The organism is Aquabacter sp., from assembly GCF_965279295.1.
Lineage (GTDB): Bacteria > Pseudomonadota > Alphaproteobacteria > Rhizobiales > Xanthobacteraceae > Aquabacter.
On record NZ_CBDIHQ010000016.1, the window covers coordinates 436924 to 451990 of the forward strand.

General features: G+C 65.1%; 15 protein-coding genes. 9 read left to right on the forward strand and 6 right to left on the reverse strand.

Going from position 1 to position 15067, the window contains the following annotated elements:
• The first annotated feature begins 80 nt into the window (after nucleotides 1-80).
• Nucleotides 81-215: a hypothetical protein gene (locus ADADO0_RS14470; RefSeq protein WP_511305855.1), complete on the forward strand. Its 135-nt coding sequence runs from the start codon at nucleotides 81-83 to the stop codon at nucleotides 213-215.
• A gap of 19 nt (nucleotides 216-234) precedes the next feature.
• Here ADADO0_RS14470 and ADADO0_RS14475 read toward each other — a convergent pair whose 3' ends face one another.
• Entirely contained in the window at nucleotides 235-1503 is a 1269-nt protein-coding gene (locus ADADO0_RS14475) for an RNA polymerase sigma factor (protein WP_511305856.1), read from the reverse strand.
• Entirely contained in the window at nucleotides 1500-1871 is a 372-nt protein-coding gene (locus ADADO0_RS14480; protein WP_511305857.1) for a YciI family protein, read from the reverse strand. The genes ADADO0_RS14475 and ADADO0_RS14480 overlap by 4 nt, the downstream gene beginning before the upstream one ends.
• A gap of 240 nt (nucleotides 1872-2111) precedes the next feature.
• On the opposite strand from ADADO0_RS14480, the gene ADADO0_RS14485 reads away from it, so the two are divergent.
• Complete coding sequence (locus tag ADADO0_RS14485; RefSeq protein WP_511305858.1) at nucleotides 2112-3398, forward strand: dicarboxylate/amino acid:cation symporter; 1287 nt, start codon at nucleotides 2112-2114, stop codon at nucleotides 3396-3398.
• Between the two features lie 86 nt (nucleotides 3399-3484).
• On the opposite strand, the gene ADADO0_RS14490 is transcribed toward ADADO0_RS14485, so the two are convergent.
• From ADADO0_RS14490 to uvrC, 4 genes are all read right to left on the reverse strand, one after another.
• Nucleotides 3485-3970, reverse strand: coding sequence for a molybdenum cofactor biosynthesis protein MoaE (locus ADADO0_RS14490; RefSeq protein ID WP_511305859.1), 486 nt, complete (start codon nucleotides 3968-3970; stop codon nucleotides 3485-3487).
• 3 nt (nucleotides 3971-3973) lie between these two features.
• Nucleotides 3974-4225, reverse strand: coding sequence for a molybdopterin converting factor subunit 1 (gene moaD / locus ADADO0_RS14495; RefSeq protein ID WP_511305860.1), 252 nt, complete (start codon nucleotides 4223-4225; stop codon nucleotides 3974-3976).
• Nucleotides 4225-4860: a CDP-diacylglycerol--glycerol-3-phosphate 3-phosphatidyltransferase gene (gene pgsA, locus ADADO0_RS14500; protein ID WP_511305918.1), complete on the reverse strand. Its 636-nt coding sequence runs from the start codon at nucleotides 4858-4860 to the stop codon at nucleotides 4225-4227. Before pgsA ends, moaD begins: the two co-directional genes overlap by 1 nt.
• Before the next feature lie 104 nt (nucleotides 4861-4964).
• Nucleotides 4965-7034 carry an excinuclease ABC subunit UvrC gene (uvrC, locus tag ADADO0_RS14505; RefSeq protein WP_511305861.1) on the reverse strand — a complete coding sequence of 690 codons (2070 nt, stop codon included), beginning with the start codon at nucleotides 7032-7034 and terminating at the stop codon, nucleotides 4965-4967.
• 221 nt (nucleotides 7035-7255) lie between these two features.
• Here uvrC and ADADO0_RS14510 point away from each other — a divergent pair, with 221 nt between their 5' ends.
• The 7 genes from ADADO0_RS14510 to ADADO0_RS14540 all read left to right on the forward strand — a co-directional run bounded on the left by ADADO0_RS14510 (nucleotide 7256) and on the right by ADADO0_RS14540 (nucleotide 15058).
• Nucleotides 7256-7867 carry an outer membrane protein gene (locus ADADO0_RS14510; RefSeq protein ID WP_511305862.1) on the forward strand — a complete coding sequence of 204 codons (612 nt, stop codon included), beginning with the start codon at nucleotides 7256-7258 and terminating at the stop codon, nucleotides 7865-7867.
• A gap of 205 nt (nucleotides 7868-8072) precedes the next feature.
• Nucleotides 8073-8765, forward strand: a complete 693-nt coding sequence (locus ADADO0_RS14515) for an outer membrane protein (RefSeq protein WP_511305863.1) — start codon at nucleotides 8073-8075, stop codon at nucleotides 8763-8765.
• Nucleotides 8766-8982: 217 nt separating this feature from the next.
• Nucleotides 8983-9624, forward strand: a complete 642-nt coding sequence (locus tag ADADO0_RS14520; RefSeq protein WP_511305864.1) for an outer membrane protein — start codon at nucleotides 8983-8985, stop codon at nucleotides 9622-9624.
• A gap of 225 nt (nucleotides 9625-9849) precedes the next feature.
• A complete protein-coding gene (locus tag ADADO0_RS14525) occupies nucleotides 9850-10848 on the forward strand; it encodes a Gfo/Idh/MocA family oxidoreductase (RefSeq protein ID WP_511305865.1) in 999 nt (332 codons plus the stop codon).
• Nucleotides 10849-10873: 25 nt separating this feature from the next.
• Complete coding sequence (locus ADADO0_RS14530; RefSeq protein WP_511305866.1) at nucleotides 10874-12022, forward strand: DegT/DnrJ/EryC1/StrS family aminotransferase; 1149 nt, start codon at nucleotides 10874-10876, stop codon at nucleotides 12020-12022.
• A 109-nt stretch (nucleotides 12023-12131) separates the two neighbouring features.
• Complete coding sequence (gene murJ, locus ADADO0_RS14535) at nucleotides 12132-13694, forward strand: murein biosynthesis integral membrane protein MurJ (protein ID WP_511305867.1); 1563 nt, start codon at nucleotides 12132-12134, stop codon at nucleotides 13692-13694.
• A 137-nt stretch (nucleotides 13695-13831) separates the two neighbouring features.
• A complete protein-coding gene (locus ADADO0_RS14540; protein ID WP_511305869.1) occupies nucleotides 13832-15058 on the forward strand; it encodes an efflux RND transporter periplasmic adaptor subunit in 1227 nt (408 codons plus the stop codon).
• Nucleotides 15059-15067: the final 9 nt, after the last annotated feature.

The following is a 15067-nucleotide window of genomic DNA, read 5'->3' on the forward strand; positions in this document are numbered from 1 at the left end:
TTGGGCGCAATAGAGGGCAGTGGACGGAGCCTTATTCGTCCTGGCGGCGTTACCTATAGTGAGATCAGGGGGCATCGATCATGAAAATGCGCCAAAGGGATCGGGCAGGCGGCATCGTCGCTGCAATGGTCATCGGCATCATCTTCGGTGCCATAGGTGCGCTTGCCCTGGTGTGGCTTCTCTCCGGTGCCCGCTCCGCCGGTGTCGGGGGATAATAATCGGGTGCGTGACGCGCTAACTTAAGGTCAGCGCCTTTTCCTCGCTCGCGCTCAGCAGGCGATCGAGATGGCTGCGGATGTGGGCGGCTTCGGCGGCCGTGTTCGCCAGGGCGATGGCCCGGTCGAAAGCGATCCGCGCCTCCTCGCGGCGGCCAAGCTGAAGCAGCAGTCCGCCCTTCAGACCGAAAAAGTGAAAATAGCCTGAGAGTTGCGGCGCCAGCGGCTCCACCATGGCGAGCGCGGCTTCCGGCCCGCGCCCCTTGGAGACCGCCACCGCCCGGTTGAGCGTCACCACCGGCGAGGGCTGAAACCGCTCCAGTGCGCCGTAAAGCAGATCGATCTGCTCCCAGTCGGTCTCCTCGGGCGTCGTGGCGCGGGCGTGCAGCGCGGCGATGGCGGCCTGGATCTGGTAGGGAGCGGGTTGGCGATGGCGCAGCGCCTTGTCGATCAGCGCCAGACCTTCGAGGATCATCTTGCGGTTCCACAGCCCCCGGTCCTGGTCATCCAGCAGCACGACATTCCCCGCCGCGTCGAACCGGGCGGGCAGACGGGCATGCTGGAGCAGCATGAGGGCGGCAAGGCCGAGGATTTCGGGCTCGGCGGGAAACAGGCGCAGCAGCAGGCGCGCCAGCCGGATCGCCTCGTCGCACAACGGCGCACGGGCATCGCTCTCCGCGCTGCCGGCGGAATAGCCCTCGTTGAAGATCAGGTAGACCACGGCTGCCACCGCCGCGAGCCGTTCCGCGCGCTCAATGGCGCCCGGCGTCTCGAACGGCACTTCGGCGGCGGCGATGCGCGCCTTGGCGCGGGTGATGCGCTGCTCCATCGCGCTCTCGCCCACCAGGAAGGCACGGGCGATCTGCTTGACCGAGAGGCCGCAGACGATGCGCAAGGCGAGGGCGATCTGCTGGGTCGCCGGCAGTTGCGGGTGGCAGCAGACGAACAGCAGCCGCAGGATGTCGTCGCGGTAATGGGCATCGTCCAGCCGCTCGGCGATGCGTTCTTCCTGGTCGTCCAGGTCCGAGACCTTCTCCTCGTCGGGAAGCTCCACTTGCCGGGCGCGCTTGCGCACTCCGTCGAGCGCGGCGTTTCGGCCCACCAGGATCAGCCATGCGGCGGGGTCGCGCGGCGGGCCGTTCTTAGGCCAATTGCCGAGCGCGCGCAGGCAGGCGTCCTGATACGCCTCCTCGGCGGTGTCGAGATCGCGGAAATAGCGCAGCAGCGCCGCCACCACCTGGGGACGGGCGGATGTGAGGGCTGCGTTGATCCAGTCGATGTCGGTCACGCCGCACCCGGCCCAGGATAGAACAGGTCGATGGGGCGCAGCTCGTAGGAGCCACCGGGATTGGCGCGGCCAAGCTCGCGGGCGATGTCGAGCGCCTCTTCCAGGTCGAGCACGTTCACCACGTAGAAGCCGAGAAGCTGCTCCTTGGTCTCGGCGAACGGCCCGTCGAGCACCAAAGCGGGTTCCCTGTCCTTGCGCAGCGTGGTGGCCGCCGTGGTGGGCAGCAGCCGCGCCACCGGCCCGAGCTTGCCGGTGCGGATGAGCTTTTCCTGAACCACGCCCAGCCGCGCCATGACGGCATCGTCCTCTTCCTTGCTCCAGGCGCAGACGACATCCTCGGAGTGGTAGCAAAGTATGGCGTACTGCATGCCGGGTCGCTCCTTGTCTTTCCCTAGAACGAATGAGTAGCGCCCGCGCCGACATGGCGTCGACAGAAACCCTGAAGAGGTGGGCGCTTACGAAAGGTCAGTCGAAAAGGCGACGGTCTGAAAACTAAGGTATTACTTGCCTAAGGGAAGGTGTTCGACCTGTCTTTCAGCTGTTGCACATCGGCTACGCTCGCGTCATAGAAGCATCGTGACCACTTTTTGCACCGGCGAGTGAAGCCTATGCGTCGTCCCCTTCATAAGATTCTTTACGTCCAGGTCCTGGCCGCCGTGGCACTTGGCGTGCTGCTCGGCGCCATCTTCCCTCACGTCGGGGAATCCATGAAGCCGCTGGGTGATGCCTTCATCAAATTGGTGAAGATGATTATCGCGCCGGTGATTTTCTGCACCGTCGTGGTCGGCATCGCCGCCATGGGCGACATCAAGAAGGTGGGGCGAGTCGGCGGCAAGGCGCTGCTTTATTTCGAGGTGGTCTCCACCCTGGCCCTGATTATCGGCCTTCTGGTCGGCCGCACGCTTCAGCCCGGCGCGGGCTTCAACGTCGATCCCGCGACGCTCAACGGCAAGGCGATTGCGAATTACACCAGCCAGGCCGCGCATTCCTCGATCGTCGATTTCGCCCTGCATATCGTTCCCGACACGCTGGTCGGCGCGCTGGCGAATGGTGAAATCCTCCAGGTGCTGTTCATCGCCATCATCACCGGCTTTGCGCTGAGCGCGCTCGGAGCTTCGGGCGAGCCGGTGCTCAACGCCATCCGCACCATTGAAAAGCTGGTGTTTGCCATCGTCGCCATCGTCATGAAGGCGGCGCCGGTTGGTGCGTTCGGTGCCATGGCCTTCACCATCGGCGCCTATGGCCTCTCCGCCATCGGCAATCTTCTGTATTTGATTGTCACCTTTTACGTGACTGCGCTGTTGTTCGTGATCGTCGTGCTTGGCCTCATCGCCAAGTTCGTCGGCTTCAACATCTTCAAGCTGCTCGGATTTATCCGCGAGGAATTGCTGATCGTGCTCGGCACCTCCTCCTCGGAGAGCGCCCTGCCGGCCTTGATGCGCAAGCTGGAGGCGGCGGGGGCCTCGAAATCGGTGGTCTCGCTGGTGGTGCCCACCGGCTATTCCTTCAACCTCGACGGCACCAACATCTATATGACGCTGGCGACCTTGTTCATCGCCCAGGCGACCAATACGCCGATCACCCTCGAGCACGAGCTGATGATCCTCGCGGTGGCCATGCTCACCTCCAAGGGCGCGGCGGGTGTGACCGGCAGCGGCTTCATCACGCTGGCGGCGACCCTCGCGGTGGTGCCGCAGATCCCGATCGCGGGCATGGCGCTGATCCTCGGCATCGACCGCTTCATGTCCGAGTGCCGCTCGCTGACCAACTTCATCGGCAACACGGTGGCGACGCTGGTGGTGGCGCGGTGGGAGGGCGAACTCGACCTCGAACGCCTGAACGCGGTGCTCGACCGTAAGATCGACATCGACGCGCCGGTTCGTCTCGCGGCGTAATCCGATCTCGTGATGTCCAGCACGCGTGGCGGGGAATGGGGCAGCCCATCCCGGCTATGCGGGCAACGGCAGCGAGCAGCGAAGCGTCAGCCGCGCGTCCAGCGTTCCGCGGCCTGATCGTCGGTGTCCTTGGCCGCCACCCAGCCCCCGGAGACGCCGCGCTCCTCCTTTTTCCAGAAGGGCGCGCTGGTTTTCAGCCAATCCATCAGGAAGGCAGCGGCCGCGAATGCGGCGTCGCGATGGGCCGATGCGGTGACGACGAGCACGATCTGCTCGCCTGGGACGATGCGGCCGAAGCGGTGAATGATCCGCGCGCCCATGAGGGGCCAGCGCCCGCGCGCCTCATCCAATAGCCGCTCCATCTCGGCTTCAGCCATGCCGGGATAATGTTCCAGAACCAGGGCCGCGAGCGGCTCCCCGTCCGCCGCACCGGCGTGCTTGTCCGCGCGGCAGAGGCCGGAGAAGGACACCACGGCGCCGACATCCCCATCGCCCGACAGGGCCGCGATTTCCGTGGCGACATCGAACGGTTCGGCCTGGACGCGGACGTCGAAGGGCAGGGCGAGGCTCACGGCCTAGCCCCCGGTCATGGGCGGAAAGAACGCGACCTCGCGTGCCCCGGCAAGCGGCGTGTCAGGTTTGACATGCCGACGGTCCAGCGCGGCGCGGACGATCTTGGGATCGGCGAAGGCGTGGGCATGGGCGGCATCGCGGGTGGCGAGCCAGGTGGTCAGATCGGCGATGGTCGCAACCTCGCCCGGCAGGTCCACCTCTTCCTCGGCAAGCCCGACGCGTTCGCGCAGCCAGGCGAAATAGAGCACCCTCATCAGGCGCTCCCGACCAGATGCCGCCCGCCCGCGCGGAAATAATCATAGCCGGTATAAAGCGTGAGGACCGCCGAGACCCAGAGCAGGCTCAGCCCCGCGAAGCTGATGCCGGGAACGATGCGATCGCCCGCCGGCCCCGCCAGCAGGAAGGCGACGGCGATCAATTGCAGCGTCGTCTTCCACTTCGCCAGCCGCGAGACCGGGACGCTGACACGCAGTTCCGCCAGGAATTCCCGCAGCCCGGAGACCAGGATCTCGCGGCAGAGGATGACGACGGCCGCCCAGAGCGACCAGCCGCGGATGGTGCCGTCGGAGGCGAGCATGAGCAGGCTGGTGGAAACAAGCAGCTTGTCGGCGATGGGGTCCAGCATGCGGCCGATCGCCGATTGCTGGGACCAGACCCGGGCCAGATACCCGTCGAAGAAATCGGTGACCGCGGCGGCGATGAACAGGCCGAGCGCAACCCACCGCAGCCAGGTGCCGCCGTGCAGGATATCGGCCCAGAACAGGCAGGCCGCCACCAGCGGCACCGCAGCGCAGCGCGAATATGTGAGGATATTAGGCAGCGACAGGGCGTTCCCACGGCCGCTTCCGGCGGGGGTCTCGGAGGCGGGGCGGGTCGCGGCGTCTACCATGTCCATACGGTCTTGCTCTTGGCTCGGATGAGATCCGGGCGGGGAGGTCGGTTCAACAATGCACCCCGAACCTGGCGAGGTCGAGGCGCGCTCGTCATTCCGGTTCAGTTCGCCGGCCGCTCGTGGAAATAACCGTATATGGCCAGCGCCGTCGAGGCATTGATTCCATCGACCTGCTCCAAATCCGCCAGCGACGCCCGCTCGATGGCCTTCAGCGTGCCGAAATGGCGGAGCAAAGCGCGCTTTCGCGCGGGGCCCACCCCTGGGATCGCCTGCAATCCGGCCTCCGTAATATCTTTCTTGCGCCGGGCCCGATGCGAGCCGATGGCGAAGCGGTGGGCCTCGTCGCGCAATCTTTGGATGAAATAAAGCACGGGGTCGCGCGGCTCAAGCCGGAATGGCTGGCGTCCGGGAATATGGAACAGTTCGCGGCCCGCCTCGCGGTCCATCCCCTTCGCGATGCCCACCAGCGGGAGATCGGTGATGCCGAGTTCCTCAGCGATCTCGCGCGCGGCATTGAGTTGCCCGAGGCCGCCGTCGATCAGCACGAGGTCCGGCCAGGGCTGCGCCGCGTCAGGCAAGGCCTCCTCCACGGCATCTGGTGTTGCTTCAGGGGCCGGCTGGGCGCGGGGCGCCTCCTTCAGCAGGCGCGCGAAACGGCGGCGCAGCACCTCGCGCATCATTCCGTAGTCGTCGCCCGGCGTCAGGTCGGCGGATTTGATGTTGAACTTGCGATACTGGCTTTTTAAGAAGCCTTCCGGCCCGGCCACGATCATGCCGCCCACCGCATTGCTGCCCATGATGTGGGAATTGTCATAAACCTCGATGCGGCGGGGGGGAGCGGACAGGCCGAGCGTCTTCGCCACACCGTCCAGCAGCCGCGTCTGGGTGGCGCTCTCCGCGAGTTGGCGTCCCAGCGCCTCGCGCGCGTTCTGCAACGCGTGGTCCACCAGGTCGCGCTTCTCGCCCCGTTGGGGCGCGGCGATCTCGACCTTATAACCGGAGCGCTCCGACAACGCCTGGGCGATCAGATCCTGTTCCTCCACCGCGTGGCTGAGAAGCACCAGCCGTGGGCATGGCTTGTCCTCGTAGAATTGCGAGATAAACGCGCCCAGCACCTCGGCCTCGTCCAGCGAGCGGTCCGCGCGCGGGTAATAGGCGCGGTTTCCCCAGTTCTGCCCGGTGCGGAAGAAGAACACCTCGATGCAAGTGGCCCCGCCCTGCTGGGTGCAGGCGAAGACGTCCGCCTCCTCCACACCGCGCGGATTGATTCCCTGACTACCCTGCACCGCTGAGAGCGCCGCGAGGCGATCGCGCAGCCGCCCGGCGCGCTCGAACTCCAGCGCCTCCGATGCCGCCTCCATTTCACCGGCCAATTCTTCTTTCACTGCGCGTGACCGCCCGGAGAGAAAGGCCCGCGCCTCGCGCACCAGTTCGGCATAGTCGGTGTGGTTCACCTCGCCGGTGCAGGGGCCTGAGCACCGCTTGATCTGGAACAGCAGGCAGGGGCGGGTGCGATTCTCATAATAAGAATCGGTGCAGGAGCGCAGCAGGAATGCGCGCTGGAGGGCGTTGATGGTGCGATCCACCGCCCAGACGCTGGCGAACGGCCCGTAGAAATGGCCCGTGCGGGTGCGTGCGCCGCGATGCTTGAGAATCTGCGGCGAGGCGTGGTCGGCGGTGATGAGGATGTAGGGAAAGGATTTGTCGTCGCGCAGCAGCACGTTAAAGCGCGGCTTAAGCTGCTTGATGAGGTTGGCCTCAAGCAGCAATGCCTCCGATTCTGTGCGGGTGGAGACGAACTCCATGGCGGTGGTCGCCGCGATCATCCGGGCGATGCGGTTGGTGTGGCCGACCGGGCGCGTATAGCTGAGGATGCGCTTCTTGATGCTCTTGGCTTTGCCGACATAGAGCACGGCCCCGTCCGCCGCGATCATGCGGTACACGCCAGGCCCCGTGGGCGCATGGCGCGCCGCCTGGGTAATGGCGGCACGGCCGGTCGCGAGCCGGCCCTCGGGCACCGCCCCCTCATCCTCCGAAACGAGAATCAGCGTCGCCTCATCCTCGCCCGCCTCGATATCGTCGACGGCGATATCCTCTGCGGGGAGATCCTGCGTTGGGACGTTCTGCGTCGGGACGTCGGACGTGGGGAGATGGGGGAGGCGGGGGCTCATGGGCGGAAAATAGGGTGTCGCGCCGCCAAGGACCAGTGGCTCAGGGCCACCTTTACCTTTGCTTCACCACGCCTGCACACGTTCGGTTCACCATGCCAACGCATTGCCGCAGAACTGCTCTTGGTGGCCAGACTTCATTTGCCATTTGGCCCTAACCCTTGGCTCAAGCGGGCTTGAACCGCTGCTGATGCCGCAACCCGGCCTTGGTAAAGGAGTTGAGGATGAAGTACCGCCTTCTGGCGGGCCTGGTCACGGCCGGCGCGCTTGCGCTTCCGGCGGCCGCCGCCGACGTTAACGCCAATTACGGCTACGGGTACGCGCCCGCAGCCGCGACGCCGATGTCCTGGACCGGATTCTTCATCGGCGCCAACGCCGGCTATAGCTGGGGCACGGCGGGGGCTTATTCGCCCGGCGGATTCCTGGGCGGCTTGCAGGCCGGATATAACTGGCAGTTCGCCGGCTCGCCCTTCGTGGTGGGAATCGAAAGCGACTTCGATTGGGGCGGAATCAGCGATGGTCCCTACACGCTGAGCTATCTCGGCATGATCCGGGCGCGTGTGGGCTTCGCCTTCGAGCGTATTCTTGCCTACGGGACGCTCGGCTTCGCTTATGGCTCCGGCCAGTACGAAGTCTTTGGGTTGAGCAACAGTCAAACCCAGACCGGGTGGACGATCGGGCTCGGAGCAGAGTTCGCGTTGGATCGGAATTGGAGCGTGCGCGGGGAATACGCGTACGTTGATCTTGGTAGTTCCAACTACAATTCTTTGACCGGCCCGGCCTCTTTAGGTTTTGACGGGAACATTCTCCGAGGAGGTGTGAACTATCGTTTCTGAACCGTTAAGCTGCAAACTGTGCGAATTGCCATGCTTGCAAAGGATTTGTGACCAGTCTTGAACGGTTTTGTGTTCAGATATAGACTGTTAACCACATTCCTGCCTCGTTTTCTGAGGCGAGGTGTTGCAAGCGGGTGACAGACGTCCAAGCCGACACGGTGTATATCCGTGTCATCTGTTTCGTATCTCAATGAAGGAAGTACCCATGTTGAAGCGCGCTCTCGCCGGGGTCTCCGCCCTGGCTCTCCTCGGCGGTGCGGCCTCTGCGGCTGATCTCGCCACCAAGTACCCCGTCAAGGCTGCTGTCGTGGTTCCCGTGTTCTCTTGGACCGGCTTCTACATCGGCGGCAACATCGGCTGGGGCTGGTTGAACACCGACCTGAACATCTCGCCCTTCTTCGGCGCGCCTGCTACCGGTGTTAACGTTGGCAGCGCCAACGGGTTCCTCGGCGGCTTCCAGGCTGGTTACAACTGGCAGTTCGCCAACAACGTGGTTCTGGGTGTCGAAGCCGACATCGACTGGACCGACCTTGGCGGCAACAGCGTCGTGATCTCCGGCCCCGGCGGCCTCGCTTCCGGCCAGCTCGACTATTTCGGCACGATCCGCGCTCGCGTCGGCTACGCCTTCGATCGCGTCCTGCCGTACATCACGGCCGGCGCTGCCTGGGGCCAGACCAACTTCGGCACCCTCTACGGCATGGGCACCTCGTCCACCAATTGGGGCTACACGGTCGGCGCTGGCGTGGAATACGCCTTCACCAACAACATCACCGCCAAGCTCGAATACCTGTATGTCGACCTCACCGGCTCCGACTACACGATCCCCAGCACTGGCGGCTCGATCAACACCGACACGGACATGAGCGTCCTCAAGGTCGGCCTGAACTACAAGTTCTGATCTTTAGTCCTTCCGGACTGAAGCGAACCCCGGGCGAAAGCCCGGGGTTTTTCTTTGCCTACCTCCTGCCCGGCGGGAACAATCCGAGCATACAAGGCGTCCATTCCCATGTGTCATGGAGTGACCTTGGCCTTGCCACGGGTTTGCCTTTTCGGAGTCACCCCACCGCCAGGGTGCTCCGGCAAAGGTGTCGCTGGACGATCAGTGAGGTGTGTTGATGAAATCGGTTCTTCTTGCGGGCATTGCGATCGGCGCGTTGGTGTCGGCCCCCGCATTCGCGGCGGACCTCGCCCGCGCTTCCGCCATGCCGGTGAAGGCGCCGGTGACGGCGGCTCCTCCGGCCTTTTCGTGGACCGGCTTCTATATCGGTGGCAACACCGGCTATGCCTGGGGCAGCGGCAGCGGCGCGACTGAGTCATACGGGATACAGACCGACGGCTGGTTCGCCGGTGGCCAGGTCGGCTACAACTACCAGTTCCAGAACAACGTGCTTGTGGGCCTGGAAACCGACATCCAGGGCGGCGACATGACCGGCGGCGGCAACGGCCTCACGAGCAAGCTGGACTATTTCGGCACCGTGCGCGCGCGCCTTGGATATGCGTTCGATCGCGTGCTGCCTTATGTGACCGGCGGCATGGCCTATGGCCGAAACACCATCAACGCCTATGGTCTGGATTCCTCGAACACCCATGTGGGCTGGACGGCGGGTGCCGGGCTTGAGTATGCGATGACCAATAATTGGACCGCCAGGGCGGAGTATCTTTACACGGATCTTGGTTCCAAGGCCTACGACAACATAGGCACTGATGCCGGCGTGACGGCGTCCACCGCGCGGCTTGGCGTGAACTATAAGTTCTAAAGATCAGGACATCGGTATGCGGGCGCGCTTTCCTCGGAGCGCGCCCTTTTTCTTGGGCTGTGCAGCGAATCCGGCGGGGCGAGCGACCGGGGAATTACCCGTCACGCGTAATATGCCGACGCAATTGTTGAACGTTCCGGTGCAACCAGACGGGGCTGTGCGTCTCGCCCCTGCACTTTGCCCGTGATAGAGCCGTCTCTGAAAATTGCAGAAGCGAGGATTCGCATGGCTCTTCAAACGGCCACGACGGCCGGGCGCCCGGTGCGGGTGGGTGTCACGGGAATCGGGATCATGGGTTCGAACCATGCCCGCGTGCTCGCCGAGCTGGCCGGTGCCGAGCTTGTGGCTATCGCCGATCCCGACCAGGCCCAGGCCGAGCGGGTCGCGGGTTTCCTCGGTTGCGGGGCGGTGACCGACCACCGCGCGCTTCTCGATCTCGGGCTCGATGCAGTCATCGTCGCGGCGCCGACCCATCTGCACCATTCCATCGCGCTTGATGTGATCAATTCCGGCACCTCGGTTCTGGTCGAAAAGCCGGTGGCGTCGACGGTGGCCGAGGGCCGCGAAATCGTCGCTGCCGCCCGTGCCAAGAACGTCACGCTGATGGTCGGCCATGTCGAGCGTTTCAATCCCGCCGTGCAGGCGGTAAAAGATGCGATCGCTGGGGAGGAACTGCTCTCCATCGCCATTACCCGCGTCGGCCCGTTCCCGCCGCGCATGTCCAATGTCGGCGTGGTCATCGATCTCGCGGTGCACGACATCGACCTGATTCGCTGGTTCACCGGCTCCGATATCACCGAAGTGCAGCCGCAGACCTCCTCAGCCATGGCCGAGCGGGAAGACATCGCGCTGCTTCAGTTCCGCACCGCCTCCGGCGTCCTGGCGCACATCAACACCAACTGGCTGACGCCCTTCAAGGCGCGCACGGTGCATGTGGCGACCCGCAAGAAGTACGTGATCGGCGATCTGCTGACCCGGCAGGTGACAGAATGCTTCGATTACCGCCCGGACGGTTCCTATTCCATGCGCCACCTTCCGGTGGCCTATGCGGAGCCGCTGCGCGCCGAGCTTGAACAGTTTCTGAGCGCCGTTCGCACCGGCAAGCCACCGGCGGTCACGGGTGATGAAGGCGTTGCAAGCCTCGAAATCGCCATCGCCTGCCTGACCGGACGCTCCGAAGGCAGCCACCGCAGCTCCGCCGACCGCAAGCGCGCGGCGGGCTGACCTTCCATTTGCCCAAGGCACCTGAATGACCACCCATGTGAAGACTCCCATGACGCCGATTCCCTTCATCGACGTGGCGACCCAGCGCGCCCGGCTCGGCACGCGAATCGACCGTGCGGTGGGCTCGGTCCTGGATAGCTGCCGTTTCGTGAACGGGCCGGAAGTCGCGATCCTCGAGGAGCAACTGGCCGCCTTCGCCGGCGCCAAGCACGCCATCTCCTGCGCCAGCGGCACCGACGCGCTTGCAATGATTCTCATGGCCTGGGGCGTAAAGGCGGGAGACGCGGTATTCTGCCCCGCCTTCACCTTCTGCGCCACCGCCGAGGTGGTGCCTTGGGTCGGGGCGACGCCGGTGTTCGTCGACGTGAAGGCTGACACCTTTAATATGGACGCGGAAAGCCTGGACCGCGCAGTGGCTGTGGCCAAGGCCGCCGGCCTGACGCCCAAGGCGGTCATCCCCGTCGACCTGTTCGGGCAGGCGGCGGACTATGACGCCATTCTCGCGGTGTCCCGCAAGCATGGCCTGAAGGTGCTGTGTGATACCGCTCAGGGGTTCGGCTCCGCGTGGCGCGGCCAGCGCACCGGCAGCATTGGCGATGCGTCCGCGACCTCTTTCTTCCCGGCCAAGCCGCTGGGCTGCTATGGCGACGGCGGCGCGGTCTTCACCGAGGACGACGACCTCGTGCCGATCCTCAAGAGCGTGCGCGAGCACGGGCAGGGGGTCGACAAGTACGAGAACGTCCGCATCGGCATGACGGGCCGGCTCGACACCATCCAGGCGGCTGTGCTGCTGGAAAAGCTCGACATTTTCGAGGACGAGATTGCCGCGCGCGGGCGCATCGCGGAGCGTTACAACGCGCTTCTCGCGGATGTTGCGACGGTGCCGCTGGTGGCGGAGGGCGCGACGTCCGTCTGGGCGCAATACACCATCCGCCTGGCGCCCGGCCGCCGCGACCCGCTCGCGGAGGCGCTGAAGCAGGAAGGCGTGCCCACGGCGGTCTATTACCGAATTCCGATGCACAAGCAGCCCGCCTATCGCCATTTCCCGGGCGACGCGGCGCCGGTCTCCGAGGCGCTGTGCGCCGAGGTCATCAGCCTGCCCATGCACGCCTATCTCGATGATGTCACCCAGGACCGCATCGTCGACGCCGTTCGCCGTTCACTGGCGAACTGAAGACCGTTCGCATGGATCCTGAGGCGGCGCCGGGCTTTTGTCCGGCGCGCTTTGCGCCGCGCGCGATCCGGCTCTAGCCTCGCGCGGACCCTCGCGAATCGTTGCACCCATGTTCCGCTCGATACTATCCGTTGGTGGATTGACGCTGCTCTCGCGCCTCGCCGGCTTCGTGCGGGACGTGGTGATGGCGGCTGTGCTGGGTGCCGGCCCGGTGGCGGACGCGTTCCTGATCGCATTTCGCCTGCCGAACCATTTTCGCGCGATCTTCGCCGAGGGGGCCTTCAACGCGGCCTTCGTGCCGACCTATGCTCGCTTGAAGGAACAGGGCGGAACGTCCTCCGCCCGCGCGTTTGCGGACGAAATCCTCACCGGGATGGCGCTGGTCCATGGGGTGCTGCTGGCGCTGGCGCTGGCGTTTACGCCGCAATTCGTCGGCCTTTTGGCGCCGGGCCTGGCGGATGACCCGGAGCGCTTCTCGCTGGCGGTCACACTCACCCGCATCACCTTCCCCTATCTCGCGCTGATTTCGGTGGCGACGCTGATTTCGGGGGCGCTCAATGCCTCCGATCGCTTCGCCATGGCTGCGGCATCGCCGATCCTGCTCAATGTCTGCATGATCAGCACGCTTCTGTGTGCGGCGCTGTTCCCGACGGCAGGGCATGCCGCCGCATGGGGCGTGCTGATCTCCGGCGTCGCACAGGTGATCCTGCTACTTTGGGATTCGGAACGCTCCGGCATCGGCCTGAGGTTCGGCCGTCCGCGCCTCGACCCCGGTACCAAGCGGTTCCTGAAGGCGTTGGGGCCGGCGATCATCGGCTCCGCAGGCGTGCAGATCGCGCTGTTCGCCGACACGATCATCGCCACGTTCCTGCCGATCGGCGCGCTGTCCGCGCTGTATTACGCCGACCGCATCAATCAGCTTCCCATCGGTGTGGTGGGCATCGCGGTGGGCACCGTGCTGCTGCCGGAGATGTCGCGGCGGCTGGCGGCCGGGGACGATGCGGGCGCGGCCCAGGCGCAGGCGCGAGCGGTGGAATTCGCAGTCCTGCTGGCCGCCCCTTTCGTGGTTGCGGCGCTGCTGATCCCCGATCTCACCATGCGTGCCCTGTTCGCACGCGGCGCGTTCACGGTGGCGGATGCCAGCGAGGCCGCCGCGACGTTGCGGGCCTATGGGATTGGTCTCATCGCCTTCGTGGTGCTGCGCGCCTTCATCGCGCCGTTTCATGCCCGCAGCGACACGACCACGCCGATGATCGCCTCGCTGAGCGCGGTGGCGGTGAACGTTGCTCTCAAGTTCGCCCTCATGGGCACGCTCGCCCAAGTCGGCCTCGCGCTTGCCACCGCCATCGGCGGCTGGATCAATCTCGGCCTGCTCATCTTGTTCGCCTATCGCAGGGGCCTGCCATTGGGCGATCCGCTCCTGGCGGGGCGCATTGTCCGTCTGCTCGTGTGCGCCCTCGCGCTGGCCGCCACGCTTCTTGCGGCCGAGCCCGCCGCGCGGATCATCACTGCCCGGCTCGGTTTTGCCCGGGAGGAACTGGTGTTCCTGATCGTGGTCTTGTCGGGCGGACTGGTCTATATGATTGCCGTTGCGGCACTTCTTGGCCGCAATGTTCTGGCGCCGTTGCTGCGTGGCCGTGCATCCAAACGCCCCCCAGCCCCGCCGAATTGATCAACCGGCCATTTTGCATTGCGATAAGCTGTGCTATGCGACCCGTTGCGGAAGCGGCGCGTCAGTTGCGGGTGACGTCGTTTTCGTACCTGACACCCCTCGCGGTGCCCTTTTGGGTGCCCGATCGGAGCCAAAAAATGTTGGTCACCCCGCGCCTGTCCGCCGCCCTCGTCCTTGTCGGACCTCTTCTTCTAGCCGCTTGCGGGCAGCCTCAGCAGCAGCAGGCAGCCCCGCCGCCGCCGACCGTGACGGTCGCGAAGCCGCAGACCCGTACCATCACCGAATACGACGAATATGTCGGGCGCTTCGTTGCCATCAACAGCGTCGCGGTGAATGCCCGCGTTTCGGGCTATCTCGAAAAGATTTCCTTCACCGACGGCCAGATGGTGAAGGAAGGCGACCTTCTCTTCACGCTGGACCAGCGGCCCTACAAGATTGCGCTCGATCAGGCGCAGGCGAACCTTGCTCTCGCGAAGGCGAACCTCGAATTCGCCACCACCGATCTCGAGCGCGCCCGCACCCTGATCGAGGACAAGACCTCCAACGCCATATCCAAGCAGGCGTTCGACCAGCGCACGCAAAGCCAGAAGACCAATGCGGCGACCGTGCAGGCGCAGACGGCGGCTGTCGAGCAGGCAAAGCTCGACCTTCAGTTCACCGAGCTTCGTGCCCCCATATCAGGCCGCATTGGCGACCGCCGCGCTTCGATCGGCAATTACGTCATCGGCGGTACCGGCGCCTCGCCCACCCTGCTGGGCGTGATCATTTCCCAGGACCCGATCTATTTCGAGTTCACTTTCGATGAAGCCTCGCTGCTGCGCTACAAGCGGGCCACCGTCGGCGCGGATGTCGCCGGCGCGCCGGTGAGCCTGAAGCTTATCGATGACAAGGGCTTTCCCAACCAGGGGAAGATGGACTTCCTGAACAATGTCGTCGACCGCGAGACCGGCACGATCCGTGGCCGCGCCATCTTCGACAATAAGAGCGATCTGTTCCGGCCGGGCATGTTCGGGCGCATCAGGCTCGCCTCCTCCGCGCCCTACCAGGCGCTCACGCTCCCCGACACCGCCATCGGCAGCGAGCAGTTGCAGAAGTTCGTCTATCTGATCGGCCCTGAAAATACCGTGCAGATTCGCCCAGTGGTTCTCGGCCCTCTGGACGGCGACCGGCGCGTGATCAAATCCGGCCTCACCGCCGACGATGTGGTGGTGGTCAACGGCCTGATGCGCGTGCGTCCCGGCGTCAAGGTGAACCCGCAGGAAGAGAAGCCGCCGGCCCCGGCTCCCGCAACAGCGCCTGCCGCAACCCCCGCGGCATCGCCACCTGCCGCGACACCAGGGGCCGCAGCGGCTCCGGCTAAGTAGGGGGAGGCA

Excerpts from the sequence above, each read along its gene's own strand:
- ADADO0_RS14510 (WP_511305862.1), top strand. The coding sequence starts at position 7,256 with ATGAAGTACCGCCTTCTGGCGGGCCTGGTCACGGCCGGCGCGCTTGCG.
- ADADO0_RS14515 (WP_511305863.1), top strand. The coding sequence starts at position 8,073 with ATGTTGAAGCGCGCTCTCGCCGGGGTCTCCGCCCTGGCTCTCCTCGGC.
- ADADO0_RS14485 (WP_511305858.1), top strand. The coding sequence starts at position 2,112 with ATGCGTCGTCCCCTTCATAAGATTCTTTACGTCCAGGTCCTGGCCGCC.
- murJ (WP_511305867.1), top strand. The coding sequence starts at position 12,132 with ATGTTCCGCTCGATACTATCCGTTGGTGGATTGACGCTGCTCTCGCGC.
- ADADO0_RS14480 (WP_511305857.1), bottom strand. The coding sequence starts at position 1,871 with ATGCAGTACGCCATACTTTGCTACCACTCCGAGGATGTCGTCTGCGCC.
- uvrC (WP_511305861.1), bottom strand. The coding sequence starts at position 7,034 with ATGAGCCCCCGCCTCCCCCATCTCCCCACGTCCGACGTCCCGACGCAG.
- ADADO0_RS14530 (WP_511305866.1), top strand. The coding sequence starts at position 10,874 with ATGACCACCCATGTGAAGACTCCCATGACGCCGATTCCCTTCATCGAC.
- ADADO0_RS14525 (WP_511305865.1), top strand. The coding sequence starts at position 9,850 with ATGGCTCTTCAAACGGCCACGACGGCCGGGCGCCCGGTGCGGGTGGGT.
- ADADO0_RS14540 (WP_511305869.1), top strand. The coding sequence starts at position 13,832 with ATGTTGGTCACCCCGCGCCTGTCCGCCGCCCTCGTCCTTGTCGGACCT.
- ADADO0_RS14470 (WP_511305855.1), top strand. The coding sequence starts at position 81 with ATGAAAATGCGCCAAAGGGATCGGGCAGGCGGCATCGTCGCTGCAATG.
- moaD (WP_511305860.1), bottom strand. The coding sequence starts at position 4,225 with ATGAGGGTGCTCTATTTCGCCTGGCTGCGCGAACGCGTCGGGCTTGCC.
- pgsA (WP_511305918.1), bottom strand. The coding sequence starts at position 4,860 with ATGGTAGACGCCGCGACCCGCCCCGCCTCCGAGACCCCCGCCGGAAGC.
- ADADO0_RS14520 (WP_511305864.1), top strand. The coding sequence starts at position 8,983 with ATGAAATCGGTTCTTCTTGCGGGCATTGCGATCGGCGCGTTGGTGTCG.